Origin of the sequence: Pleurocapsa sp. PCC 7327, from assembly GCF_000317025.1 — a bacterium.
Classification (GTDB): Bacteria; Cyanobacteriota; Cyanobacteriia; order Cyanobacteriales; family Microcystaceae; genus Hydrococcus.
Genome location: NC_019689.1, coordinates 3,501,040 through 3,525,475, shown reverse-complemented (window position 1 = coordinate 3,525,475; position 24,436 = coordinate 3,501,040). Strand labels below are relative to the sequence as shown.

Genomic DNA, 24,436 nt, shown 5'->3' with positions numbered 1-24,436 from the left:
AACTTGGTATTATTAACTACAGTCTGTCGCGTTTTTATCGACTTTCTGAGTATTGCCACTTACGGTTACTGTGGCACAGCGCAATTGCTTAATATAGGGGTCGTCTGCCGGTCGTTCTTGGTAAACTTCGCTTCGAGGAGTACCAGTAGAAATAAAACGCTGGGCTACGGGTCCTGGAGGAGCGTACTGTAGAGCGACATCATAACCCCAGCGCCGCATAGGTGGACTATAGTAGTTCCATGGTCCACTTGTAGCAGCACTCGTGCTGGGTTCCCAAGTGCTATTTTCGTGTTGCCAAGGACCCGTAGCATAAGTGCTGTAGTTTAGCTGAATAAAAGCCCCCGCAATAAATAACCTTCTACTCGTCCAATACTCTAGAAATCGAGGAAAGTTAATAATGCCACCATTCCACTGATTGGTTCTGGTAGGAATTTGACCGCTGACGATAATGCTATTCACGCGAGTTCCATTAATTCCACGACCTAATACTCTTCCATTTTGTAAAGTTCGGTAGTTAGTATAATCGCTATATGTTCTGTTATTGCAATTGGCGGTAGAGCTACAGTAGCGAACTGTTCCATTTCGATCTATTTTGATTGGCAAATTGACATTAGTGCTTCCATCTTCCCGCTCCCATCCAACAGCATTACTTTGCTGATACATAGGGCTGTTGAGATAAGAAGAAGGTTGTTCAGTGCTTGCGGGACAACCACTAACAGTAGGATTAGGGTTGGTGTCAAAGATGTAGCCGCTAGCATTAGTAGAAGTATTACCGTTAAATCCACTTTCAACCGTTCCGTCGCAGAAGTTATTAGACAAGATGGTCACGGCATCGCCGATTACTTCTGTCGCTCGCCATCGATCTGTAGTAGACTTGGCAAAATTAGTGTTGAGAGTTTCACGGGTGTAGAAATTATTCCAATCTTCGTTGAGAGGTTCTGTAAACTCTTCTTGGAGGGTGCCGCTGCTATCCTGATGCAGATTAAAATTACCTTGAATATAAATAGGATTGTCGCTAACAAAGGATAAACCGCGCTCGGTGCCATTGCGTGACAAGTCACTTCCATTGCGAAGGCGAAATCCAAAAGGACGGCGGTAGGGGTCGGCAAAAAAGTCAACAGGTTTTGTACTTACGCCAGTTGTCGCATTAATGGGAGGGTCTTGAGGACTATCAAGTCTTGTTTTCATTTGACAGTCAGCTTGTCCGGTTAATTCTGACTCTGTATGGCAGTCCGACCAAGTTTTATCACTCTTTTTAGGTCTAGCAATAGCATCTTCTCGCACCGCATCTTCGCGGAAAGCATAGACGATACCACTGTTAGGAATCCAACTCTCACCATTCAAAGTATTGTTGCGGAGCAGGTTTAAGTCGAGATCTAATGTTCTTACTCCCATTAATTCCCGACCATTGTAAAAACTTTTATCTAGTAACGACACATAAACGTTGGTTCCATTATCAACTATCTTGTTGTCAATATTCGTGTTAGTTGTTGTTGTTGTGGGTAGCTTCCAATCAGTTCTAGCTTTTGGTTGAAGAGCGATCGCGGCAATTCCATTTTCTGTTCCATTTTCTCTGCCATTACTATCTGTGTCGCCCACAACTTTATAAAAGTCGTTAGTAGAGTTCCAGTTAACTCCTTTACTATTAGTGCGGTCAAATATGTAAGTGTCAGCAATATAAGGCTCAGTACTGGGTTGAATAACAGCAGTTGCTCCAGCAGTAGTTGCTGTAGATGAAATCTGTCCATCATGAGCGTGTTCTGCTATTGGGAACAGATAATATAGGGCTGGAAACTTTGGTGTTACGTTAGCAGAACCAGGTAAAGGCACTGTATTATAGCAAATCGCAGTTGATAGACGAAGAAATGTATTTAGGCTTGTCTGCGTGGTTGGATCGCCAAAACCAAAGAAGTTATTTCCACTCGTAGTATTGCGATAGTCACAGCCGATATTAAGATTTGTACCTGAATTTTTTGTGATACCAGTAGGAAACGATAAACCTGAAAAGCCGCTTATGGTTGGTATTGTGTAGGAAGTTGTTGGTGATGTAGCAAAACCGTATTGGCGATCGCGTTTTACCTGTTCCTTTAGCTGTAAAAATTGCAATAATTGTCTATTTCCTACCGGATTATACGCTGTAGCAAGATTGCTTACTCCTAATAAATAAGCTTCTTGTAGTGACGAGGTACTTGGAAAAGTAGAGATTAGAGTACCACCATTAGCATAGACTTCTATCCTGCCAGTGCCAGCATTATATCTCACTTCTCCATTGCTGTTGTTACCATCACCTAAAATTGCTAGGGCATCATCTAAATCATTAGTAGCTGAAGTAGAGAATAATGCATTCTTGTTAGCAGGAACATTGTAATCGTAACTTTGCAGATTATCCAAGTTATAAGCCAACATCCCTAACATAGAAGCGGCAGTGTAAACGGTACTTTTATCAGCAGTGCTGAGAGCACTAAAATTACTTAATCCCCCTGTATCAACTATCCTTCGTAGGTTAGAAAAATCTCCCCACATAGTTAAATAAGGATAAGGATGGACGATGGTGCCTGTTGCTTCTTGCTTGGGCGGAAAAGCTCCATCAGGATCTCCGGCAAAGCGAGCAAGATTAGTTAAGGCTGTCACCATGGCTGCACTACTAAGATTAGCGGAACTGACAGGTGTAAATTCCCAGCCGTTGGTTCCTTCACCAACGAGAAAATTAGTATTAATGTTAGTACTACCAGGAACTCTATTAAAGGTTGTGCTATTTGTCTTGGTTGCTAGAGTGCCTGGATGAGCAGTTGTTGCTAAAACGGTAACTGGTTCATCGGTATAGCCAGTAGTAACGCTCTTGTAGTGATAAACTGCTGTTGCTTGAACTGCTGCTAGATTATCCCTGAGAGTACGTCTTTGTATATCTTTGTTAGTGAGAGTGTTATTGCTTGGGGGATAAAGCGGATCGTTGCTACTCCAACCAAAGGGATTGCCTAATTCTAACCTTTGTCCGACAATGATCCGCAATCCCTGAACGCGAGCGCGACGTTCCCAGTAGCCATCAAGTCCTACTTCATCGGGAAAGTTTGGATCGGGAGTATCCCCAGTTAGTTCGTTGTAGAGTTTGGAACCAGTTACAGATTCCTGTATTGTTTTACCGTAGTTGCTTGCAGTCGTTTGAGTTTGATTGGTCGGATCTCGATCTAAAGGTTTATATCTTGGTTTTGGTCCCCAGCGATTGTCTGCTCGATAGGTATCGTCCAAGTAGGGTTTTCTTTCTGATTTGTTCACAATTCGTTTATTTAAGGAACTATTGTTCCATGTATTAACCCTGCTTGAAACATTGGTTGGATCGGCACTATATCGAGACTGAGATTTATCCTCGGTAAAGATTGCTATTGGGTTGAGAGAATAGGTATAGGGAACAGGGCTGTTTTCAACAGAATCAGTAGTACTTGTTAATTGAACATCGCTATGGCCACTGACATCCGCAGGTTTTTTTCCGGCTCCTGGAAATAAGTCAACTAGCATAATGCCATTAGTATTACTGCTGGTGGTGCCAGCGATCGCTTGACCTTGAAAAGTGATTTCCTGGGTGTTCCCGTCGCCGTCTGCGTCGTCTAGATCTCGAAGCTGATTGATCGTTATTTCGGAAGCATCCTGATTATAAAGACAAGAGTATGGCGAACTAACCAGGTAAAATTTGATTTGATTATTATTTTGCCCAAAATAAATGCTTCCTTCGGAATGCATTGCGCCATTCCAAGTAAAAGGAGGAGGATTTGAAAAATCAATATCATCGCGAAACCAGGCTGCCCACTTGTTACCCCGATCCATCTGCCTGTCTTGCTGTAGCTCTAAGGCAGCAACACTTTTGTTCGTTGTGGAAGCATTTGCTACTACAGCATCGATTTGAAAGTTTTTGCGTACCGAAGCACTATTGATTGCTTCCCACCCTTTTGCAAGTTTCAGTGCGGGAATTTGGCAATCAGTGCTGGCTAACCCCGTTTGTATCGTCAGCGGGCCACTACGAGTGAGAAAATTTTTGGCTTTAATCTCGTCAGCTGTTTTACCAGATTGGTCAACAATATTTTTAATATTTTCACTGGTTTCTATCGTGCCATTGCCATTTATATCTGCCTCAGTTTTCATCATAATTGAGTAAGCAATAACCTCTTGACTACCATCGCTATCCATATCTGTGGTGTAGTACCAGGCGTTCTCAACTGTATTAGGATCTCCATCGAGGTTGAGACGGGTTTCTCCAGGTAAAGTATAGGGATCGGTGGGAAGGGCGAGAATACCATTGGTAGTATCATTTACATTCCTCATCATGCTCTCTAACTTGCCCTCAGAGGGAACTCCAACGGTAATTCTTTGATCGGTTTCAAAAAGGTATTCTAATTTTGCTTTTGCTCGTTCGATCGCTGGTGTCGCAGCATTGTATATCTTTTGGCTCTCAGCACTACCGATTACCTGTTGAGCCTGTTGAGTTGTGCGAAACAACATTGAACTAACAACTAAGCTTAATATCAACAAAAGCAAAGCGATAGTGGGTAAAACGAAACCAGCATTCGAGAAGCTGGGTCGCCTGCTAAAAAGAGGAAGAGAACGCAGACCTCTATGTAGCAAGAAATCAGGTCGTCTATTAGAGGCGAACGAGCCATCTGAAGGCTGCTTTGTCCTTTTCTCTGTCTTTAATAAAGACATTGGAGCCATTAACAAAGCCATTAGAGAACGGAAAAACCGCATTAGCAAATTTTGTACAAGTTGCTTTATACTTTTTCCCGTCTCTCTAAATGAGTTTTGGAACAATCGCTTTTGTAATGGTTTCCCTCGTTTTTGTCCTGACATATTTCTGGTTCCGCTAAAGATTTAGAAGTGTCGATCTTATCAATAGAAATGAAATAATATTGGCGATTTTATTGATTCCTGAAACAGGAAGAGTCGATTTAGTCGTAACAGTTATTCAACCGTAGCCTCAACCAGAAATACACGCAGACCTTACAAGAAGAAGCGTTTCCAGTTGAGAAAACGGTGAGGATTTAGTTATATCAAATCCGGTTGAATGACCACAATAATAAGCAGTGCGGAAAGCGTAGCGTGTCCGTTAGGACATACGTCCCGAAAAGCGACCATCTTGGTCGCACTACATATTATGACTAATTAAACGGATTTGATATTAGTAGTTACATTTAACTTACCCATCTGGTGAGGAAAACTTAACACGTCTCGATAAGATATTTTTGATGAGTCAGAGTAATTTCTTGCTTCGTTAAGATTAAGTACTTACAGCGAAAGTATAGAGGACTTTATATGAACTACCTACGGACTTCGCTTGCGCTACGTCCGAGGTTTCTGACGCTTCACCTGCTGAACTTTCCTAAACCCTCCACAATGCTGTGGGGTCTTAGAAAGAGGTTCAGCATCAGCGTTTGAGAGGCTAGTTCCTAGCCCCAAAGCGTAATTGAGCATTACCATTGATGCTGCCACATCACGAGCCGCAGTGAAGTTGCAGTTTTCACAATGATGCACACGCTCGGCTAACTCTTTTTCTTTTTGTAACCACACCGAGGGCAAGTTTGGGATGGTGCAATTTTGAGAGGTACTTCAACAAATACCCCACTACATTCACTGAGCTTAGATCTGATTAGTGAAGTTAGATTGCCAATCCCAACATCTAACAGCGAGCTATTGAGTCCTGTTTTTTGATGTTTTCTTTGGCTGCCCTTGTTTGCTTTACGAGTCATCCCTTTGATGTTCGACTTCTCAGTAGCTACCAGTGAATTACTCTTTCCTATCTGTGTAGCTACTTGATGTTGCCAATCTTGTCTTTGATTGGTCACTTTACTTTGAAGTCTACTAATTTGTTTCCTGGCTTTTCTCCAACGTTTAGATGCTTTAATCTTCTTTTTGAAATTAGGCGCACGCTTGCGACGTAATCTCTTAGATAATTGCTTTATTTTTGTTGAGTTTTGGCTAAAAATTTCGGAGGAGCAATTATTGTTCCATCTGAACAAGCAATAGCGTGGTGAGTACCAAAATCTAAACCTATAGCACCAGTGCTAGTTTCTCGTTTTGGTTCGCAGTTTACAGTGATTGAAGCATACCATTTACCTGGTTTCCAGATGATTGTACAAGTTGTTGGTGTCCCCCAAGTTCTAGCTTTACCTCTCATCTGAATTTGTCCTAAATTAGACAATTCCAGGTAGCCGTTATCGCCTGATGTATGCGCTTTCCATCCACTTATTCCTGGATAAGTCCGACCACGATCATGTCGTGCAGACTTGAATTTTGGGTATCCACTCAATCCACGGAAAAAACGTTGAAAGGCATAGTCAACACCCTTTACCGTTGCCTGTAAAGCTTGCGCACCTAATTCTTTATATTCAGGCCAACATTCTTTGAAATCTGGCAGAATATTTTGCTGGTCATAGTAGCTAATAGAATTCCCAAAACGCTGATATTCTGTCTTTCTGTGGTAAAGACAGGCCTTGAACAAATCTTTATGAAGTCGTCGCCAATAATGCAATTTCGACTCCTGAGATTTAGTTGGATATAAGCGAAAGGTGGTTCTACGTGTTACTCTCATGGGTGCGAGCGTACCATTCACTTAACGCCCAGTGCAACCTTTGCTCAGAAAGAGTTCTCATGCTCTATTTTGTATTCACTTGCATATTGTATTGGTAACGAAGTATCGAGGCAAGGTGATTACTTCTGAAATTCTCACTAGAATGCAAACAATTTTCACGGAGCTCTGCGAACAACAAAAAAGCATTTTGATTGAGTTCAATGGCGAAGAAGACCATGTTCATTTATTGGTCAGTCTGTCTCCAGACAACCAGATTTCTGAGTTTGTAAAAGTTCTTAAAGCGTCATCAAGCAGACTAATTCGCAAGGAGTTCAAGTCTCATGTTGACAAATACTACTGGAAACCTGTTTTTTGGTCTAGCTCATACTTGGTCAATTCCAGTGGCGGAGTATCGCTTGATGTTTTGAAAAAATCTATCAAGCAACAAGATTCTCCGCGTAGCTAACTATATCCTGCCCTTGCTTTCATCCCCCAGTTCCGTTTCCCTGCACTGGGGGACTTCCCGCAAGGATGTTAAAACTCAATCCCTGGCTGCGCTTTGACTCCTTGCTCTTTAAAAGGATGTTTGATTAAAGTCATTTCAGTAACTAAATCGGCTTTTTCTATCAATTCTGGCGGTGCGCCTCTGCCTGTCAAAATAACGTGAGAATCTTCGGGTTTTTGATCCAGTCCAGCTAAAATCTTGTCAATATCGAGATAACCAAGCTTGAGCGCTACATTAATTTCATCCAAGAGAACTAGCTTATAATCTCGATTGCAGATAAATTCTAGCCCTTTTTGCCAAGCTTCTTCTGCCCTCTGGATATCTCGCTCTCGATCTTGCGTTTCCCAGGTAAAGCCTTCTCCCATCGCATAAAATTCGAGTCGATCTTCCCAACGACTCAAGACCGCTTTTTCTGCTGGTTCCCAAGCACCTTTAATAAATTGTACGATCGCGACTTTAAATCCATGACCGAGCGATCGCATGACCATTCCCAACGCCGCCGTCGTTTTGCCTTTGCCATTACCAGTATGAAGGATAATTAACCCTTTTTCTTGCGATCGCTCTGCTAGACGCTTTTCCTGAATTTCCTTGCGTCGCTGCATTTTTTCTTTATATTGTTCGGGAGTAAGAGAGGGCATAGTTTGAGAGAGGGAGTGTGGGGAGGGTAGGAAGTGTGGGGAGGGTGGGGAGACAAACTACTAATCCTAATCACTAACTAAATTAATCGTCCATCTGCCACGGCTCAATAATATTATTTTCGTCGAGAATCTTTTTAGGTCGTAGGACGAGAACGACTTGTCCTAGTAGCAGGATATCAGGCGCTTCTTCAAACCATTGAAACGTTAATTGCCCTTCTCGTTCTATGAGAAAATAACTATTAACATCCCATTGGGTCGCTTGGCGATCGACGACAACCAACACGTCTTCAGCCTTCCCAGGAAGGGGAGTTGGCAGGCGATCGCTATTGCATAAAATTGCCACCGGATCTTCGGCTTTTAGAACGGCTTGCCACCCCGGCAGCGGCACCACCGATCCGTCTTTAGCAAGATGCGCAATTCGGAAAGGTTCTCTTAACTGTACCGGAGAAATGGTTTCCAAGTCTTGCCTTGTCAAAGGTAAAGTACCTACAACAGGAATGATACGGGCAATTTCTTCTTCGGCTTCTAGTCGATAGATGGGAATCAAAGGTGCAGTTCGACTGGGAGCAGCTGTAAAGTCGCTCAGCAGTTTTTCAATGGCTTCTCTAGCTGACTCGGAGCGAGCAAACTTCAATGCCTGAGCAATCAGACGCGCTCGCTCCTGAAGATCCTTTTTTTGTCTGGCGCGTTTCCAGTATTGATAGGCGACGGCATCGCCCGGATCGTTGGTAAATCCGGCGGGGATTTGAGAAAATCTGGAAAATTCCTGAATCGCTTTGGCGACTTCTTTGGCGCTATCGAATTCTAATTTTTTCTCTTGGGCTAATTGAGCTGCTGCCGCTCGTTGTTCTTGGTTGAGGATGCGCAATTCGTAGAGAACGTCGCTTTTGGGTCCCCGATAATAGGAAAGTGTCTCTTCCGATACGCCAGCTTTGACGAGACTGTCGTAAACTTGAGCCGCGACGATAATCAGGTTTTGCTGACTTGCCTGAAAGCCCGTCTTTTCAAAAATAGTTTGAGAGTTGTAACCAGCTTTTTGTAATTGCAGACAGGCTTTGCCCCAGTCTACCCAAGTCCCTTCTTTGTAAATTAGCGATCGCAGTAATTCTTCCGCCCCTTCTTGTGACAATTGCGATGAATTATCTTGAGGTTTTTCTTCCATAGCCGTATCGACAGATTCCCTAGTATTATTGAAAGTTATTGAAATCTATAAAAATATTAAATAATAATTAACAATTACGCGATAAACTAGAAATATTCAAGCGGTCTATCTTAAGGTATTAGGCTATTTCCAGGGGTAATATTATACTGAATGTCTAAATTAGAAGTCCATACTAGAGTATCCGCTTCTGGGCAACGAATGAAAAAAGCGCACAGAGCTAGCGACAGCGCACTTGGTTTAGTATCCACGCAAAGCTTCCCTGCCATCGTCGGAACAGCTGATATGATGCTCAAATCAGCAGAAGTAACCTTGGTCGGGTATGAAAAAATTGGTAGCGGTCATTGCACGGCTATCGTTCGGGGTAATATTGCCGACGTTCGCTTAGCGGTAGAAGAGGGAGCGAACATGGCAGAAAAAATCGGTCAGTTAGTCTCCAAATTGGTTATTCCCCGTCCGATGCCCAACCTAGAAGCCATCTTTCCCATCGGCAGCCACTTGGTACAAATCGCTCAGCAACAGCGGGGTTACAGCCGCCTGAGCAATCAATCCATCGGTTTGGTAGAAACGCGAGGGTTCCCGGCAATGGTGGGTGCGGCTGATGCGATGTTGAAGTCAGCTGACGTACAACTCGCCTCCTACGAAACCATTGGCGCTGGGTTGTGTACGGCAATTATACGGGGTTCTGTGGCGAACGTTGCCGTAGCAGTCGAAGCGGGAATGCACGAAGCCGAACGCATCGGCGAACTACACGCCGTGATGGTCATTCCCAGACTCCTAGAAGACTTAGAACATACGCTACCCGTTGCCAGTTACTGGTTGGAGCAACCCGAACCCTTACCGATGCTCATGCCGAGAAAGGTTACAGAGAAACAAAGGGAGTTGGTTGCGCTTCCAGAACTCCAGAAAACCCCTATCTCTATCCAAAAAAAGCTTAAAGAGAAGGAAGACACTCAATCGTAGTTATTTCGCTTCTTGCATGAGTTGCATCAACAACTGACTGAAGGCATCATCTCCTATGCGTTGAATGGCTTCTTGGAGCAAATCTGAAGAAGTCGCTGAGGATGGGACTAAAAGATCGAGATGCTGAATGAGTTGTTCTAACTCTTCTCGAATGCGTTTGCGCTTGGCTTCTAGTACCTTTACGGTACGGCGAATCGAGCGTTCGCGCACAAATTCAGTCATGAGTGAATCCGGTTCCGAGCGATCGCACATCTGCTTCGTTGACCTAAGATAAACAATAATCCTGATGGGAATTCCATCAGGAAGCTTTATTTGAATTAGAGCGAATTCGGGGCACGATCGCGTCGGCTTTTTAAAAGAACGTTAGATATATCAAAACAGCAACACGTTAGTCAAAAGAAAGTTACACAAGTGTTACGGACTTTAAACGCGATTGCTATTTTTGCATTCTTAAATGATAAACGATAGATTCAACTGAATTTATACCAAGTTGCAGTTAAAGATGTTACCTGTCATCCTAAGTCCCCCCGCGAGCAAGATGCTCGCACTACAACGATCTGGAAATTAATTCTGCTCATCTACTTGCAGGTTGTCTGAGAAGTAGAGAATGTCATGTTGAGCGTAGCGATCGCGAAGCGAAGCATCTGATAGCACTTTTCAGTTAGATGAGAAACAAAATTGGACGATTGGGGCTAGAGTTGAGTGACAAAACTCCGATCGCCCTCACCCCAACCCCTCTCCCGCTCGGGGAGAGGGGCTTTCCACTTAAGACTTTGGACTGAAGTCCCTTCGCCCCTTGTGGGAGAAGAGATTTAGGGATGAGGGGATAAAAATTTGTCGGTCAACCAGCGATTGGGGGAAAGGGAAAAAATCCTCTACTCTACTGACTCGAAAATCCATCTAGCATACCAACTTCAACCCTAGATTCTTCGTTACGTTCTCCTGCATTAAGAATGGTGCAAAATCTTAGGTAAATTCGACATTTAATTCTGTTTGGGTTCATGTCTGGTGTTTCTATTATCATCCCTGCTTTAAATGAATCTGCTACATTAGGACGAACGCTACGTCATCTCAGCTTGCTCGATCCTCCCGCTAGGGAAATCATTGTAGTCGATGGCGGCAGTCAAGATAATACCCCAGAAATTGCTAAAGCAGCAGGGGTTACGGTTCTTATCTCGGATCGCAAAGGGCGATCGCTACAAATGAATCGAGGCGCAGAAGTCGCTATAGGAGAAATTCTCTGCTTTCTCCATGCCGATACCCTAGTTCCTGACGATCTAGTGACGATCGTCGAAAAAACTTTAGCCGATCGCAGCGTTACCTGTGGCGGCTTTATCTCCTTGATGGCAGGGACGGATGCAACTCGCTGGGGAGTCACGCTACATAATTACTTGAAAACCTACTACGCTCCCCTGCTGTTTCGACCTCACTTGTTTTTTAGAGGATTGCGGCTTCTATTTGGCGATCAAGTGATGTTTTGTCGTCGGAGTGATTTTTGGGATTGCGGTGGCTTCGATCGCGAACTGCCGATTATGGAAGATGCCGATCTCTGTTTGAGGCTATTTCGGCTAGGAAAAATCCGCTTAGTCAATCGCGTCGTCCAATCGAGCGATCGCCGCGTGGCTAAGTTGGGAGTCCTTAAAGCTAACGCGATCTATTTCTACATCGGCTATTTATGGGGCATTGGCGTTTCTGCCAATTATCTCAAAAAATTTTATGAAGATATTCGCTGATTCAAACTCCAATCATAGTCGAGGTAGCGAATGCAGGTAGCGGAAGAGAGTTCGACGGTTGGCGAGAGGTAAGTCTGAATGTATTTTGGTAGGGAGTCGGCAACTTTGAGAAAATCCTGCCGATACCACTTGAGAATAGGGTTGCAGTAGAGAATTTGGGAGGAGCGATCGTAGTAAACTTTCGCAGGATTGTTGATAAAGCGTTTCGCATCCTCTTCTAATTGAGTTTGTACGCTTTCGGGCAAGTAAGCTTCGTTGCGCAGCAGAGGACAGCCAACAGATGCACAAACCAGCGCGAAGTGAATGCGGGGATCGTTGAATTCTCTTCGGAGAATACTGTGTTCGATATCATTGAGGCTATAAGTGCGATCGCCTATCTTATAAATGGAAAGCTCAAAGAACCAAAAAAAGGCAATCCAGTTAGGAATTCCCAAAATTGTCGGTCGGATCGAGGCGATAGGATAGGCAGATAGAACGCGATCGATTGTGAGAGCATTGTAGAGATTGAGCCATAGGGCTAATCTTTGGTTGGGTTTGGGATAGGATTGAAGATCGATTTGAGCAATTTCTTCTAACCAATCGGTTAATTTTTGTCTGGATTCGGCTTTCCAAGATCGATAGTTTACTTTTCCTTGGTTATCTACATACTGGCGCAGTAGCTCGTCCCACGGTTTAAAGTTAAGCATGATTTACTTAAAATCCAGCGATCCTATTTGAATTATGAACGTAGTGCGATTGTCTTGCTCGTTATTTAAACTTAATTATGTTTCTTTTTAAAAAGTTACTTTGGATAGCCGTAAAATTTCTAATTCGGCTCAAATTCCCTAAAGTGCCACACATTTCAACTGCTGACTTAGCTGCTTGGTTGGAGGAAGATAAGGCAGAGAACCCCTTGCTACTAGATGCTAGAACCCCTGAAGAATATGCTGTCAGCCACCTTCAAGGAGCCGAGTTAATTCCCGCTAACCTTGGGGACTTAAACCTCGATCCATCCAAGCCAATCGTTGTTTACTGCTCGATCGGGTACCGTTCTGCGGTTGCAGCAAGGCAGTTACAAGCGATGGGATATGAGAAAACCTTTAATTTGGAAGGATCGATTTTTCAATGGGCAAACGAACAGCGTCCTCTCTATAAAGGAGAGCAATTGAGCGCTCGCGTTCATCCTTACAATTGGTTTTGGGGATATCTACTCGATCGCGATCGTAAATAAACCCCCGACTGAAACCGTCGGGGAACATCAGGGTTGGCTTTTGAAAACTTAACAGCTCAAAATCCTATTCAGCAAGCCATTCTAAAACGGCTTCTTCTTTTGTGTTGGTATTGCGAGAAGGGGTTTCGCGGTGGAACTTCATGTGGATCGATCGCGTTTGCTCTCCATCAGCCGCAACTGCCATGATAGGATAATCGATTAATCCATCCTGGAAAGACATTTGGAAACGGAACGTACCATCGGGATTGAGTTTGATCGGACGACCGCCAATCGTTACCGTCGCGTCTGGTTCGGTCGCTCCGTAGACGATCAATTCGGCGTCTGCAATCAACCAGAACTTGCGCGGACGAGCGGGAGCCGCCGAGGCAGAGAACATACCAATGCCAGACATCATGCCTACACCGGACATGGTTAGACCAGAAACGGTAGGTACTGCCCACATACCAACGCCAGATGGGAAGATATAGGAGCTGATAACCTCCTGTGGAGGAACCGAGCCGGGAACGTGAGAACCGGGGACGTGCTGCATCGAACCGAACAGCGAACCAGTCACTCGCATGGCTTCGCCCTCTTGAGACACGCCGTACATCTGAGCGTGCATTCCACCAGCGGCGGCAGCTTTTTTGCTGGGAGGAACTAATTCGTACATGGTCTTGCCTCTAAGATCTTCTTCCCAGTTGACGGTGATGAAGACATCTTCAACCCAATCAGAGGGATAGACGGGAGGCACGCGAACGGGTGCAGAACGGGCAAGCATCAACCAGCGACCATCGGCACAGCGATAGCCAATTTCAATAACATAATCGCGATCGCTGACTGGGATAGGCAAATACCACTCCCGCGCTAGTTCGTCGCACATATACTCTTGAACGCTATGCGGACTCTGATATTCTATATCGATATCTGTTACGTCGTACAAGCGCAACGCCAGTTGCTGTCCTCCCATACGACGGAGCATTTCTTTGTGTTCGTTAGGTATATCCCAATAAGCATACGACCATTGGGGATCGCGAGGCATGAGTACTATCATGCTTTCACCATACCCGCCGGGTAGATCTCCTAGTCCTTCATCAACCGATGCTAATGGACCTCCGTTACGATCGTCTTGACCTAAATCAAATTTTGATGCTTCCACTTTTTGTTCCTCCTGGACGCTAGATCGATCTCGAGCTGCTCTTTCTTGTTCTATTTTTTTGATGGCTGCCAGTAATTGCGCTTTGCGCATCCGGCTGTAACGAGAGATGTTGTATAGACTAGCTACCCTGCGGAGTTGTCGCAGGGTCATTTCTTCTAAGGGCGGGCGTTCTTGTGGTCCCATGAGATTCACTCTCCGATTTTTTGAGCGGAAAATAGCTTTTGGCAGAGTCTGTCGTTAAGTTACTATTCGGGATCGTGGAGATCTTCTTCTCAATTTTATGTAACAAACGTTTTCTATCTGTGGTCAAGGGGGTAGTTTCCTCAATTTACCTCGTAGATATGAGTTTATAACAACTTTGGGATCGCTATGTCATAGAACTATAACATTGTCAGAAAAAGCCAAAAATTGGGCTGAGACCCTGTGATTAAGAGTAATCAGTTATCCGATCGCGTCAATCGCGAAAGCCATAGTCGTCGATTAGGCATTCAATCGTACCGATATCTTCTGGGATAACATTAAGCAGTTGAAAACCCGTTTTGTAGAGACTGGGATTGAAATCGGGTTGACTCCACAAGCTTTTTGCATCGAATTCCCAAGTAGTTGTTCCGGCAATCTCTTCTGGAAGCATCATCTGAAACTGAAAAACGCGACCGACAGCGATAGGCGCTTCGCTGACGAGCATCATTCCCCCTTCGCTAATATCGATTAAATGACCGATTGGTTTGTCGGTGTGGCGATCGCGCACGCGCAAGTAATAAATTAAATGCCAGCGTTTTAATTTGCGTTTTTCTTGCATTTTTAACTTTTAGTCATGTCTATCTAATTCTTTTTTATAAAGCTTTTACTGACTAAACAAAATTTTTTTTGCAAAAATTATTCTGGCGATCGCTTTTGGAAGCGGATGCGATCGATTTCTGCTTGCAGTTGTTCAATTTGTCGGCGCAGAGCCTCTACTTCCTCTTTATTTGGACTTTCTTTTGCCTTAACATCTATCGCACCTTCTGCTCCAACTCGTTGATAATTCCCATGACGAATTTGCTGATACTCGGTCGAATTGGCCCAATCTCGAAGATAATGCAGGCGTTCTACTGGAAAAGGATGGGTTAAAAATGCGCTGTTACCACCGTTATAGATTAAGAATTTATAGAGTTGATTTAAACTTTCTCGATCTAATTCTTGATAGTTATCTGCTTGACGAATAAATTCATCCAAACTGCATTCGTGACCGAACTTCTGGCTTCCTCCTGCCAATTTCATCATCGTTTGCATAATTGGTTTGAGATCGTCCATTACTAACATCGCCGCGCGATCGGCAGATAATTCTGCTTTTCGCCGCCATTCATAGAAAGCATAGATTAAACCCGTACTAATTAAATTTCCCAATCCAAAAGTCAATTCTCCCAATAAGGAAGCAGCACCCATCGCCCAAATTGCCATCTGAATTAATAGCGTATGATCGCATTTAATATGTCCTAATTCATGAGCGATAACCGTCCGAATTTCTGCTTCATCGAGTAAGTCTAATAACTCTGTATTAATAACAATATAAGGCTGTTCGTGTCCCAAAGCATAACTATTAACGAAAGGATTTTGATTAACATAAAGAATTGGTTCGGGATGAATATCTAAATCTCGCACGCATTCTCGAAATATGCCGTATAAAGTAGAATATTGGCGAGGACCGACTTTGATGTTATTCCCCATCAAATAAATTAGCTGAGGGCGTTCGTAGAAGTATTCAACAAAGCTTTTGGCAACGAGATCGAAGCCGGGAACACTACGAAGAGTTTCTTCTGCTTGGCGATCTAGGGGATGTTTAAAGGCTTCGCTGGATAGTCCGGGATAAGTGGGCATGATAGAAAAATGAACCTAACTAATTGTTATTCTATCAGCTCTTGATTTTTTAAGAACTCATAAAATACCTTAATTAAAATTAAATTGTTATTCTGAGTTTTTTAAGAGAAACTCATTTTATAAATACTCTCTAATTATGTGTCAGTTAAGAGGTTTAAGGTTGTTTTCTAAAAATTCATGCGAAATTCTACTCCATAATCCTCAAATCCCAATCGTTTGTAAAACTCGTAAACTTTTTCTCGCGATTTTCTACTGGTAGCGATTAATTTTATCTTCAAGAGAAAATCTTATTCCTTTTGCGGCTATTTCCCGTTCTCGTATTTCCATAACTCGCGATCGAGATTAGAAAGTATAACTCGCGAAGCTTAATCTATCCGGTTTCGAGTGATATCAATGGTAATCTTTCCTTCAAAATCGGGAATGGGAGCGGCAAGTTTAGACAACTGGACGCGGACTTGTCGTACTTTATCTAGTTGTAGGATTTCTTGTGCGATCGCGGCAGCTAACTTTTCTACTAAAGCAAATTTTTGATTTTTGACAAGATCTTTGACGATCGAGATCGCGGCTCTATAATCACACGTATCTTCTATGCGATCGCTGCTGCTAGCCAAGGAGAGATCGAACCACAGGGTTAAATCGACCTCAAACCACTGTCCGAGAACTTGTTCTTCTGGCAGATAGCCAGTGTATCCGTAGCAGCGAATTCCAGTAATTTGAATCGAATCCATTGTTTTTAGCCCAGGTTAACAGGTTGTCTCAAAAGTATAGATGTCATGTTAAGCGGAGCGATCGCGAAGCGAAACATCTTATAGCAGTTTTCAGTTAGATAAGAGACAAAATTTTTATGGACTTTTGGGATGTCCTCTAAGGGAAACCGAAAAACTTGTTATCGTTACTATCATAAAAGCTAAGCCGTCCGACTCCCAGATACAATCCTTCGGGTTTGTCTCCGACTGGAAAAGCTGTCACTCCAAAAAGATAAACACCGCCAAAATCGGGATTGCGCTTAGGTTTTAGTCCGACGGTAAAAGTCGTTCCGGGCGGTATCGGCGGTTCGAAAACCAGAGAAATGGTATTGGTTTCTTCGTCCAAATTTGCCGTCTTGATAAAGAGATCGTCTCCTTTATCCGAACGGGTTCCCGTAAACGCAAACGTTTCGTCTACATTAAAATTAATCGTGTCTCCGCCTTGGCGTTGTTGAATAGTAAGCTTTCCTAGCGGTTCGCCAAGATTTTCGGGTAGCGCGATGGTGAAATAATATTTGGCTCCCCATGCTCTGACGCTATTAAAAGTCGTCGTAGCATCGAGCAAGCGAGGAGAACTTTCAAAGGCAGTTCTACCGCCTTCGAGTTCGATCGCGCTTGCTGAAGGCAATAAAACAATAAAAATACTTGCAATAGTTAAAGCTATTTTTGATATAAAGTTTTGCATCGGATCGACTGCAATCTTTCAATTTTTATCCTAAAAAATCGTTCATAGTTTGCCATTCTCCGCTCCCGATTAAATTTATTTTTACGGACAAAAATTAAGTTTGTAGCGATTTAGAAGGCAGAAGGCAAAAGAGTTATCCTTTGTCTTCTCCTTGTCTTTAAACCGGATTAGTTTACATCAGCGCAGCTGCTTTCCGGGCAGCCGCCGCCTCGTCGGGGTGAATTCCCAAGCGCGTCAAATTCAGGCGACCTTTACTATCGATTTCCCGAACTTTAACGACGACTTCATCGCCGACTGCTACTTCGTCTTCGACTCTGCCGACGCGACCTTCAGCCAGTTGAGAGATGTGGATCATCCCTTCTTTACCAGGTAAGACTTCCACAAAAGCCCCGATTTGAATGATTCGCGTTACGCGACCCACGTATACTTCGCCCTCATTGAGTTTGCGGGTCATGTTATAGATCAGCTTTCTTGCCTTCTCTGCTTTTTCAGCTTCGACAGCAGCGATGGTTACAGTACCGTCATCCTCAATGTCGATTTTTGCTCCAGTTTGCTCGGTAATTCCCTTAATTGTTTTGCCTCCCGGTCCGATGACCAAACCAATTGTATCGGGATCGATCTTGAGGGTCAGCAGACGCGGCGCGTAGGGAGAAAGTTCGGAACGCGGACGATCGATAGTAGCAAGCATTTTTTCGAGGATATGCAGTCGCGCGGGTTTGGCTTGTTGAATCGCTTTGGCAACGATATCCATCGTCAGCCCTGTAATTTTCATATCCATCTGCAAGGCGGTAATGCCAGTATCCGTCCCGGCGACTTTAAAGTCCATATCGCCCAGGAAGTCTTCGATTCCCTGAATATCCGTGAGAATGCGAACTTCATCCCCTTCTTTAATTAAGCCCATCGCCGCACCACTGACTGGCTTGTGAATGGGAACTCCCGCATCCATTAACGCCAGGGTAGAACCGCAGACAGAACCCATAGAAGTAGAACCGTTGGACGAGAGGACTTCCGAAACGACCCGCACTACATAGGGAAACTCTTCTTGGGATGGCAACACGGGAAGCATCGCCCGTTCCGCCAACGCACCGTGACCGATTTCCCGTCGTCCGGGGGAACGCAGAGGACGAGTTTCCCCCACCGAGTAGGGCGGAAAGTTATAGTGATGGAGGTAGCGCTTTTGATCTTCAGGATGCAAGTCGTCGGCGAGGTCTTGAGCGTCTCCTGACGTTCCTAGCGTGGCGATAGATAAAACCTGGGTCAGTCCGCGCTGGAAGAGACCGCTGCCGTGAACCCGTGGGGCTAACACGCCGACGCGACAAGAAATGGGTCGTACTTCGTCGAGTTTGCGACCGTCAACCCGCACGCCTTCTTCGAGGATCTGAGCGCGCATTAACTTCTTGGTCAGGTCTTTGAAGAGGTTGGGAATAGCTTTGGGGTCTTCCGTGGCAGCCATCTTGAGGGGATCGTCGTCGGGCAACTGAGCGATCGCATTACTGACTGCCATCTCCTCAATCTCCTCTAGAGCTTCGTCGCGAGCCTTTTTATCCAAATCGTATTGGGAAAGGACTTTTTTGATAGCATCGCTAGCGCGTTCTTGAATGAATGTTTGCAGCGTCTCGTTGACGGGAGGCGCTTCTGGGGTGACTAATTCAATGCCCAACTCTTGCATCAATTCTTGTTGCGCTTTAATTAAATCCCGGACGGCTTCGTAACCGAAATCGATCGCTTCGATGATATCCTGTTCCGGTAGTTGATTGGCTCCCGCTTCTACCATGACCACCCCGTCGGGACTGCCAGCAACGACTAAATCGAGATCCCCCACCTCGATTTCTTTATAGGTGGGATTGATAATAAAATCATCGCCGACCAAACCGACTCGCACGGCTGCCATGGGACCGTAGAAGGGAATTTTCGCTAGGATAGTGGCAACAGAAGCTCCGGTTACTGCCAACACATCTGGCGGGACTTCTTCGTCCATCGATAAAGTCGTGGCGATAATCTGGAGGTCGTCGCGCAGCCAACTCGGAAATAGAGGACGTAAGGGGCGATCGATCAAGCGGCTAATCAGAATTGCCTTCTCCGGCGGACGACCTTCGCGTCGCAAAAAACCGCCAGGGATTCGTCCGGCGGCATAAAGTCTCTCTTCGTAATCTACCGTCAGAGGTAAAAAATCAACACCTTCTCGACCAGAGGTTCTCGTTGCCGTCACTAAAACTATTGTTTCTCCTGACTGAATTAGAACGGCTCCTCCTGCCTGTGGGGCTAATAATCCTATCTTCAGTCGTATATCCCGCCCATCAAAGGATATCGACTTATCAAACTCCTGCATGTAGCGTCTTGTCCTTTTCTATCTCTTTTCTCTTTCTGAGGCAATCCTAACATTTTCAGTTATCAGTTATCAGGAATTAGTTATTAGTTTTTTATCAATCGGGTGAGTTTTTTTCTAACTGGGGTGGGATTGACAATGACAATTACTCATCTTCTTCCTCAATCGTCAGGACTTCAGGCTGACATTGCTGGATTTCAATGGTAATGCCATCTGCACCTTCTCCCATCAAATCTTCTACATACCCCCCCTGGTTGAGTTTGGCTTCTTGGGGGGTGTCGAATGGACCAAAATAGTAGGTGCAGCGAGGTTTTGCCGTCCGAATTACCACCCACCAAGGCAGATTTTTCTGTTTATTTTTAAAAAAAGGCAACCAAGAAAAAAGCTTCATGCGCTCTAAGGCTTCAAGAGAGTTCAACCGTATTTGTCTCGATACGCTAGCAATCGTAGCAGTATAAGCCAACGTTTTGTTTGGATGATACCAAAATTTTAAGAAACCCCATAACTAGCAAGCATTATCGAGAGCTTAGCCGAAAAAGCTGTTCAGCCACTAAAAAATATGGCAAATTGGTGGAATAGCTAAGTTCTCTAAACTCTTACAAGTACTATTAATTATTCTTTTAGTCATAGAAAAAAAGAATGCTTAGACGCTCTTTCGTCTCGATTTCGGCATTAATTAGCCTAATTTTACTGGAATCGAGTTTTACTCCTACCTTAGCCAAACCTGTCAGAGATCCGGACGAAACCGTCGGCTGCGAAATCTTGATAGTCGGCGGAGGATTGGCAGGCGTGGCAACTGCCTATGAATCTCTCATGGCGGGACGCACCGTTTGCATGACAGAGATTACTGACTGGATTGGCGGACAAGTCTCCGCTCAGGGAACGTCTGCCCTCGATGAAGCCGACAAACAGCGATCGCTCTCATACTACCCCAATGGGTATCAAGAACTGCGCAGCAACATTCAGCGCTATTATGGGAAAGCCAATCCCGGCGACTGTTGGGTGAGCGATACTTGTTTTATTCCGGCAGACGGTTATCGCTTGCTCGCGATGAAGCTAGAAAGGGCGGCTAAAGCGGGCAGGGGAACGCTGAAATGGTTTCCTTCGACCGTCATCAAAGAGCTAGAGATGAGCGAAGATGGCAAGATTATCGAGAGCGCGATCGCTATTCAACACAAAAGCGCCACGAATGCACCGCTCAATAGCGAACCTCTTTCCAAAACGATTGAAGATGCCTACCGCTACGAGGACTCCCCTCGCCTGACCAAAAAAATTATTCGCTTTGAGCCATTAAACAAACGAGAATCGGAAGGCGCCGATTGGTACGTCGTCGAAGCCACAGAAACGGGCGAAATTGTCGCTCTAGCCGACGTTCCCTACCGTCTCGGACTCGATCCCCGTTCCTACCTCAATCCCTCTTCTCCCACCGAAAGTGGCGATCCCTACTGCACCCAAGGTTTTACCTATACGTTCGCGATGGAGCAAACTGCTACCCCGCAACCGCAGCAAATGCCTTCTTTTTATCGCCAGTACGAACCTTACTATGGCTACGATTCGGATCGCGACAAAGCGCTTTTTGAATACGTTTTCACTTACCGACGCATTTGGAGTCCCCAGAAAGGAAAACCCATGCGCATCGACGGGCTTTGGATCGACCGACCCAATCCAGGGGATATTTCCATGCAAAACTGGATCTGGGGAAATGACTATCGTCCGGGCACTGCCAAAGATAATTTAATCTACACGCGCGACCAACTGAAAGCAACAGGGCAATTAGCGGCTGGCGGTTGGATGGGCGGACTGCGAACGGATGCTTTACGCAAGGCAGAAGAACTGTCGCTGGGGTTTTACTACTGGCTGGTGGCGGGAAGAACCGATTCTCAGTTGGGGTATGGAGTCAAGCAACCCCATCCCAATCATCGCTTGCTCTTAGGATTAAATTCTCCGATGGGAACTGCTCACGGATTGTCTAAATATCCTTATATTCGCGAGGCGAGGCGAATTATCGGACGACCTTCGGTCGGCTATGAAGAAGGATTTAGTATCAATGAAATCGATATTTCTGCTAAAGACTACTGGAGTTCCGAATATCGCAATAACTTACCGGCGAGTATGTATCGCAACCTTTGGAAAGCTATCACCCATCTGGAGTCGCTTACCCACCCGACGCGATCGCCCTATCAATTTACCAAGCGGACGCGATCGACAGTTTATCCCGATGCGCTGGGAGTGGCTCACTACGCGATCGATTTTCACCCCTGCATGACCTTTTCTCCCCCAGAAGCCCCAGGAAACAGGGAACGGGAGGGAGTTCGTCAGGCTCACGGTCGCTCCTATCCAGCCCAAATTCCCCTCAGGGCCATGATTCCCCAGAAAATTGACAATCTGCTCGTAGCCGGAAAAAGTATTGCCGCTAGCAATATTGCCGCCGCTGCCTACCGAGTTCATTCTTTTGAATGGTCTGTAGGAGCAGCCGCAGGAACGACGGCAGCCTTTGCGCTAGAAAAGGGAATCTATCCCTATCAGCTCGTCGATGAATTACCCGGAACCGAACCTCAATTACAAGAACTCCGTCGTCGTTTGCAGGGCAATGGCAATCCCACCGAATTTCCCACGACTCCTCTCCCTTCTCAGGGCTGGCAAGAGTCGAAGCGTTAATCTATACAATTTAGATTATGAAACAGCTAAGTAATTTGTGGGGACACAGAGATGATATGCTCGATTTTGTTTGCCCATTTACTCTAAATTGCCCGAACTATGACTATTAATCGCCGCAATTTTCTATTTCTGTTAGGCGCAACTACAGGGACAGCCGCTTTAGGACTGTACCCCAAAACTAGCTTTGCTCAATCTCAGGGAAGTGAGGAAAAACCTTTTAAGGCGATCCCGCTTCCCTATGCTTATGATGCTCTCGAACCTTACATCGATGCGGAAACCATGCGGTTTCACCACGATAAGCATTATGTTACTTACACGAAAAACTTTAATGCAGCCATTAGTAAATATCCCCAATTAGCCAATCAAAGCGCAGAAGAAATCATCAGCGATCTCGATCGCTTGCCCCAAGACATTCGCACGACCGTTCGCAACAATGGCGGCGGTTATGTCAATCACACCATGTTTTGGGAGATCATGAGTCCTAAGGGCGGGGATCGACCAACTGGAGAACTCGCCAGAGCGATCGATAAGACTTTTGGGAGTTTTGATAAGTTTAAAACCGCTTTTAACGATACTGGTAGCAAGCAATTCGGTAGCGGTTGGGCTTGGCTGGTTCTCGATCGCAATAAGCAACTAAAGATAATGGGTACGCCCAATCAAGATAGTCCTTTGATGATGGGAATGTATCCCGTTATGGGCAATGATGTTTGGGAACATGCTTACTATCTCAAATATAGAAACGAGCGAGGAAAATATTTGGATGCTTGGTGGAATGTCGTCAATTGGGACGAGGTAAATAAGCGTTACCAGCAAGCAATGGCATCATAATTGATCGCTAGTTTTTGTAGTAACCTTTCGTCGGGTTAGCTAGTGGCTCATGAGTAGTGACTCTGTTGCAGGTTCCCCGCGTCATTAGCAACTGGCGTGGAGATCTTCAGTTGGAGTGTCAAAAACAGCGCCAGAATGTACTGGCTTACATTTTTAAGCGCAGGTATTCGACTTTAATACAAGCATCCATAATTATATTAAGTCCTGCCCCGATCGCTTTTCGTGCCGCAGCTGCATCGCTAACTCCCAATTGCGCCCAAACGGTTTTTGCCCCAATGGCGATCGCTTCATCAACGATCTCGCTCAAATGTTCCGAACGGCGGAAAACATTGACGATATCGACAGATTCGGGGATTTCTTTTAGGGTTGGATAGCTTGGCTGTCCCTCAATTTCTGCCACGGCTGGATTGACGGGATAAACTCGATAGCCAACCGATCGCAAAAATTGAGCTATTTGATAGCTAGTGCGGTGAGGTTTGTCGGAATGACCGACGACAGCAATGACTTTGGCATTGGTTAAGATGTCGCGGATAGTGTTGTCATCCGAGTTGGATTGAAGAGAAGTCATAACGAGCATCGGGCTAAAGAGAAAAGCTCTTGGGAGTCTGGCCGTGTTTCGACCCCAAGAGCTTTACCTTTCGTTCTTACTCCTCACACACAAGTCTATTATGGTCGATTTTCCTATCTTCGGATCGGTTTGAGTGACAATTTTAAAAGCGTCACTCAAAGAGGAGTAGGCACAGACAAGTTAAAGATTCTTTTGATATTCTTCTAACAGGTCAATCAAATTGACTTGACACTGCATCGGTAAAAGCTCTTCTAACGGAACTTCCAATCTGCCGCTACCTAGTTTGACGGGAATACTGCGGAGGATTTTTACCACCGCATCTTCGCTGACCGACTTATCTTCCAGGAGAGGATAAACTTTTTCGGCAACGACAGTATGGAGATGAGCATCAGACAGATAGAGGTGCCACTTGGCGACATCGATATAGATATTTTCGCCAATTTCAGCAGCAAGAGCTTCGATTGCTTGAGTCGTCTTAGAGTTAGCCATTGGTTTTAGATTCGACAGAATAATCTGCGATCGCTGCAATGTAAATTAGATGCAATGACAAAATGATTGCCCAGATGCCTGTAAACCAAACTATCCAAGACCAGGTGGCGTGTTTGACATTGTGGACGAACCACAAGCCAGAATTACAAGCCAGAAAAATTGCTACGTGAACGGCAAAGTTCATGCGGTCGTCTAAGCGTCGATAGGCAGGATCTGTGCGATCGGGTTTACGAGGCCAGCGAGGGGGCATAGGTCGATGGAGTGAGAATAAATTTGTTCTAAGTTCTCCTTACTTTAATTGTAAACGAAGCTAATGAATTGAAACTCCGCTTATTAGCTAGTCGTGGTAGAAGCTCTGTGCCATAACGAAGCTTGGTGGCACG

21 protein-coding genes and 1 pseudogene are annotated in these 24,436 nt (G+C 44.9%); 6 read left to right on the top strand and 16 right to left on the bottom strand.

Annotated features, from left to right (window positions below; all coding sequences use genetic code 11):
- Nucleotides 1-12 precede the first annotated feature (12 nt).
- A complete protein-coding gene (hpsA, locus tag PLE7327_RS15730) occupies nucleotides 13-4,692 on the bottom strand; it encodes a hormogonium polysaccharide biosynthesis protein HpsA (RefSeq protein WP_254658185.1) in 4,680 nt (1,559 codons plus the stop codon).
- A 633-nt stretch (nucleotides 4,693-5,325) separates the two neighbouring features.
- Nucleotides 5,326-6,574, bottom strand: a pseudogene (locus PLE7327_RS26665) (RNA-guided endonuclease InsQ/TnpB family protein).
- 31 nt (nucleotides 6,575-6,605) lie between these two features.
- On the opposite strand from PLE7327_RS26665, the gene tnpA reads away from it, so the two are divergent.
- Nucleotides 6,606-7,019 carry an IS200/IS605 family transposase gene (tnpA, locus tag PLE7327_RS15715; RefSeq protein ID WP_015144594.1) on the top strand — a complete coding sequence of 138 codons (414 nt, stop codon included), beginning with the start codon at nucleotides 6,606-6,608 and terminating at the stop codon, nucleotides 7,017-7,019.
- Nucleotides 7,020-7,087: 68 nt separating this feature from the next.
- Here tnpA and cobO read toward each other — a convergent pair whose 3' ends face one another.
- Nucleotides 7,088-7,696, bottom strand: coding sequence for a cob(I)yrinic acid a,c-diamide adenosyltransferase (gene cobO / locus PLE7327_RS15710; RefSeq protein ID WP_015144790.1), 609 nt, complete (start codon nucleotides 7,694-7,696; stop codon nucleotides 7,088-7,090).
- Between the two features lie 82 nt (nucleotides 7,697-7,778).
- Nucleotides 7,779-8,858 carry a RuBisCO accumulation factor 1 gene (locus tag PLE7327_RS15705; protein WP_015144789.1) on the bottom strand — a complete coding sequence of 360 codons (1,080 nt, stop codon included), beginning with the start codon at nucleotides 8,856-8,858 and terminating at the stop codon, nucleotides 7,779-7,781.
- 198 nt (nucleotides 8,859-9,056) lie between these two features.
- Here PLE7327_RS15705 and PLE7327_RS15700 point away from each other — a divergent pair, with 198 nt between their 5' ends.
- A complete protein-coding gene (locus tag PLE7327_RS15700) occupies nucleotides 9,057-9,818 on the top strand; it encodes a BMC domain-containing protein (protein WP_139253690.1) in 762 nt (253 codons plus the stop codon).
- On the opposite strand, the gene PLE7327_RS15695 is transcribed toward PLE7327_RS15700, so the two are convergent.
- Entirely contained in the window at nucleotides 9,819-10,040 is a 222-nt protein-coding gene (locus tag PLE7327_RS15695) for a hypothetical protein (RefSeq protein WP_254657999.1), read from the bottom strand.
- A 779-nt stretch (nucleotides 10,041-10,819) separates the two neighbouring features.
- Between PLE7327_RS15695 and PLE7327_RS15690 the strand changes: the two genes are divergently transcribed.
- On the top strand, nucleotides 10,820-11,551 hold the full coding sequence (locus tag PLE7327_RS15690; RefSeq protein ID WP_015144786.1) for a TIGR04283 family arsenosugar biosynthesis glycosyltransferase: 732 nt from the start codon (nucleotides 10,820-10,822) through the stop codon (nucleotides 11,549-11,551).
- Here PLE7327_RS15690 and PLE7327_RS15685 read toward each other — a convergent pair.
- Nucleotides 11,533-12,237, bottom strand: coding sequence for a DUF547 domain-containing protein (locus PLE7327_RS15685; RefSeq protein WP_015144785.1), 705 nt, complete (start codon nucleotides 12,235-12,237; stop codon nucleotides 11,533-11,535). The genes PLE7327_RS15690 and PLE7327_RS15685 overlap by 19 nt on opposite strands.
- Before the next feature lie 143 nt (nucleotides 12,238-12,380).
- On the opposite strand from PLE7327_RS15685, the gene PLE7327_RS15680 reads away from it, so the two are divergent.
- Nucleotides 12,381-12,761: a rhodanese-like domain-containing protein gene (locus PLE7327_RS15680; protein WP_217523171.1), complete on the top strand. Its 381-nt coding sequence runs from the start codon at nucleotides 12,381-12,383 to the stop codon at nucleotides 12,759-12,761.
- A gap of 64 nt (nucleotides 12,762-12,825) precedes the next feature.
- Here the strand turns inward: PLE7327_RS15680 and PLE7327_RS15675 are convergent, their stop codons facing one another.
- The 7 genes from PLE7327_RS15675 to PLE7327_RS15645 form a co-directional block, all read right to left on the bottom strand.
- Nucleotides 12,826-14,079 carry a DUF4912 domain-containing protein gene (locus tag PLE7327_RS15675; RefSeq protein ID WP_015144783.1) on the bottom strand — a complete coding sequence of 418 codons (1,254 nt, stop codon included), beginning with the start codon at nucleotides 14,077-14,079 and terminating at the stop codon, nucleotides 12,826-12,828.
- A 271-nt stretch (nucleotides 14,080-14,350) separates the two neighbouring features.
- Entirely contained in the window at nucleotides 14,351-14,695 is a 345-nt protein-coding gene (locus PLE7327_RS15670) for a PilZ domain-containing protein (RefSeq protein ID WP_015144782.1), read from the bottom strand.
- Between the two features lie 77 nt (nucleotides 14,696-14,772).
- Nucleotides 14,773-15,753 carry a M48 family metallopeptidase gene (locus PLE7327_RS15665; RefSeq protein ID WP_015144781.1) on the bottom strand — a complete coding sequence of 327 codons (981 nt, stop codon included), beginning with the start codon at nucleotides 15,751-15,753 and terminating at the stop codon, nucleotides 14,773-14,775.
- A gap of 365 nt (nucleotides 15,754-16,118) precedes the next feature.
- Complete coding sequence (gene folB / locus PLE7327_RS15660) at nucleotides 16,119-16,481, bottom strand: dihydroneopterin aldolase (protein ID WP_015144780.1); 363 nt, start codon at nucleotides 16,479-16,481, stop codon at nucleotides 16,119-16,121.
- A gap of 136 nt (nucleotides 16,482-16,617) precedes the next feature.
- Nucleotides 16,618-17,184 carry a DUF2808 domain-containing protein gene (locus PLE7327_RS15655; protein ID WP_015144779.1) on the bottom strand — a complete coding sequence of 189 codons (567 nt, stop codon included), beginning with the start codon at nucleotides 17,182-17,184 and terminating at the stop codon, nucleotides 16,618-16,620.
- A 172-nt stretch (nucleotides 17,185-17,356) separates the two neighbouring features.
- Nucleotides 17,357-19,513 (bottom strand): polyribonucleotide nucleotidyltransferase, encoded by a 2,157-nt coding sequence (locus PLE7327_RS15650; protein ID WP_015144778.1) that lies wholly within the window; start codon nucleotides 19,511-19,513, stop codon nucleotides 17,357-17,359.
- 142 nt (nucleotides 19,514-19,655) lie between these two features.
- Entirely contained in the window at nucleotides 19,656-19,928 is a 273-nt protein-coding gene (locus PLE7327_RS15645) for a DUF1816 domain-containing protein (RefSeq protein WP_254657998.1), read from the bottom strand.
- 221 nt (nucleotides 19,929-20,149) lie between these two features.
- Here PLE7327_RS15645 and PLE7327_RS15640 point away from each other — a divergent pair, with 221 nt between their 5' ends.
- Together PLE7327_RS15640 and PLE7327_RS15635 are read left to right on the top strand one after the other, a co-directional pair.
- Nucleotides 20,150-22,168, top strand: a complete 2,019-nt coding sequence (locus PLE7327_RS15640; protein WP_015144776.1) for an FAD-dependent oxidoreductase — start codon at nucleotides 20,150-20,152, stop codon at nucleotides 22,166-22,168.
- Nucleotides 22,169-22,267: 99 nt separating this feature from the next.
- Nucleotides 22,268-22,996 carry a superoxide dismutase gene (locus PLE7327_RS15635; RefSeq protein WP_015144775.1) on the top strand — a complete coding sequence of 243 codons (729 nt, stop codon included), beginning with the start codon at nucleotides 22,268-22,270 and terminating at the stop codon, nucleotides 22,994-22,996.
- Between the two features lie 145 nt (nucleotides 22,997-23,141).
- Here the strand turns inward: PLE7327_RS15635 and PLE7327_RS15630 are convergent, their stop codons facing one another.
- The 3 genes from PLE7327_RS15630 to PLE7327_RS15620 all read right to left on the bottom strand — a co-directional run bounded on the left by PLE7327_RS15630 (nucleotide 23,142) and on the right by PLE7327_RS15620 (nucleotide 24,303).
- Nucleotides 23,142-23,573 (bottom strand): CoA-binding protein, encoded by a 432-nt coding sequence (locus PLE7327_RS15630; RefSeq protein ID WP_015144774.1) that lies wholly within the window; start codon nucleotides 23,571-23,573, stop codon nucleotides 23,142-23,144.
- A gap of 171 nt (nucleotides 23,574-23,744) precedes the next feature.
- On the bottom strand, nucleotides 23,745-24,053 hold the full coding sequence (locus PLE7327_RS15625) for a DUF3181 family protein (RefSeq protein ID WP_015144773.1): 309 nt from the start codon (nucleotides 24,051-24,053) through the stop codon (nucleotides 23,745-23,747).
- Nucleotides 24,046-24,303 (bottom strand): 2TM domain-containing protein, encoded by a 258-nt coding sequence (locus PLE7327_RS15620; protein ID WP_015144772.1) that lies wholly within the window; start codon nucleotides 24,301-24,303, stop codon nucleotides 24,046-24,048. Before PLE7327_RS15620 ends, PLE7327_RS15625 begins: the two co-directional genes overlap by 8 nt.
- Nucleotides 24,304-24,436: the final 133 nt, after the last annotated feature.

What these genes read in the sequence shown, in the direction of transcription:
- PLE7327_RS15675 (WP_015144783.1), bottom strand. Translation starts at nt 14,079, where the DNA reads ATGGGACCACAAGAACGCCCGCCCTTAGAAGAAATGACCCTGCGACAA.
- PLE7327_RS15640 (WP_015144776.1), top strand. Translation starts at nt 20,150, where the DNA reads ATGCTTAGACGCTCTTTCGTCTCGATTTCGGCATTAATTAGCCTAATT.
- PLE7327_RS15630 (WP_015144774.1), bottom strand. Translation starts at nt 23,573, where the DNA reads ATGCTCGTTATGACTTCTCTTCAATCCAACTCGGATGACAACACTATC.
- hpsA (WP_254658185.1), bottom strand. Translation starts at nt 4,692, where the DNA reads ATGTCTTTATTAAAGACAGAGAAAAGGACAAAGCAGCCTTCAGATGGC.
- folB (WP_015144780.1), bottom strand. Translation starts at nt 16,481, where the DNA reads ATGGATTCGATTCAAATTACTGGAATTCGCTGCTACGGATACACTGGC.
- PLE7327_RS15665 (WP_015144781.1), bottom strand. Translation starts at nt 15,753, where the DNA reads ATGCCCACTTATCCCGGACTATCCAGCGAAGCCTTTAAACATCCCCTA.
- PLE7327_RS15635 (WP_015144775.1), top strand. Translation starts at nt 22,268, where the DNA reads ATGACTATTAATCGCCGCAATTTTCTATTTCTGTTAGGCGCAACTACA.
- PLE7327_RS15650 (WP_015144778.1), bottom strand. Translation starts at nt 19,513, where the DNA reads ATGCAGGAGTTTGATAAGTCGATATCCTTTGATGGGCGGGATATACGA.
- PLE7327_RS15690 (WP_015144786.1), top strand. Translation starts at nt 10,820, where the DNA reads ATGTCTGGTGTTTCTATTATCATCCCTGCTTTAAATGAATCTGCTACA.
- cobO (WP_015144790.1), bottom strand. Translation starts at nt 7,696, where the DNA reads ATGCCCTCTCTTACTCCCGAACAATATAAAGAAAAAATGCAGCGACGC.
- PLE7327_RS15685 (WP_015144785.1), bottom strand. Translation starts at nt 12,237, where the DNA reads ATGCTTAACTTTAAACCGTGGGACGAGCTACTGCGCCAGTATGTAGAT.
- PLE7327_RS15695 (WP_254657999.1), bottom strand. Translation starts at nt 10,040, where the DNA reads ATGACTGAATTTGTGCGCGAACGCTCGATTCGCCGTACCGTAAAGGTA.
- PLE7327_RS15620 (WP_015144772.1), bottom strand. Translation starts at nt 24,303, where the DNA reads ATGCCCCCTCGCTGGCCTCGTAAACCCGATCGCACAGATCCTGCCTAT.
- PLE7327_RS15670 (WP_015144782.1), bottom strand. Translation starts at nt 14,695, where the DNA reads ATGCAAGAAAAACGCAAATTAAAACGCTGGCATTTAATTTATTACTTG.
- PLE7327_RS15705 (WP_015144789.1), bottom strand. Translation starts at nt 8,858, where the DNA reads ATGGAAGAAAAACCTCAAGATAATTCATCGCAATTGTCACAAGAAGGG.
- PLE7327_RS15625 (WP_015144773.1), bottom strand. Translation starts at nt 24,053, where the DNA reads ATGGCTAACTCTAAGACGACTCAAGCAATCGAAGCTCTTGCTGCTGAA.
- PLE7327_RS15655 (WP_015144779.1), bottom strand. Translation starts at nt 17,184, where the DNA reads ATGCAAAACTTTATATCAAAAATAGCTTTAACTATTGCAAGTATTTTT.
- PLE7327_RS15700 (WP_139253690.1), top strand. Translation starts at nt 9,057, where the DNA reads ATGAAAAAAGCGCACAGAGCTAGCGACAGCGCACTTGGTTTAGTATCC.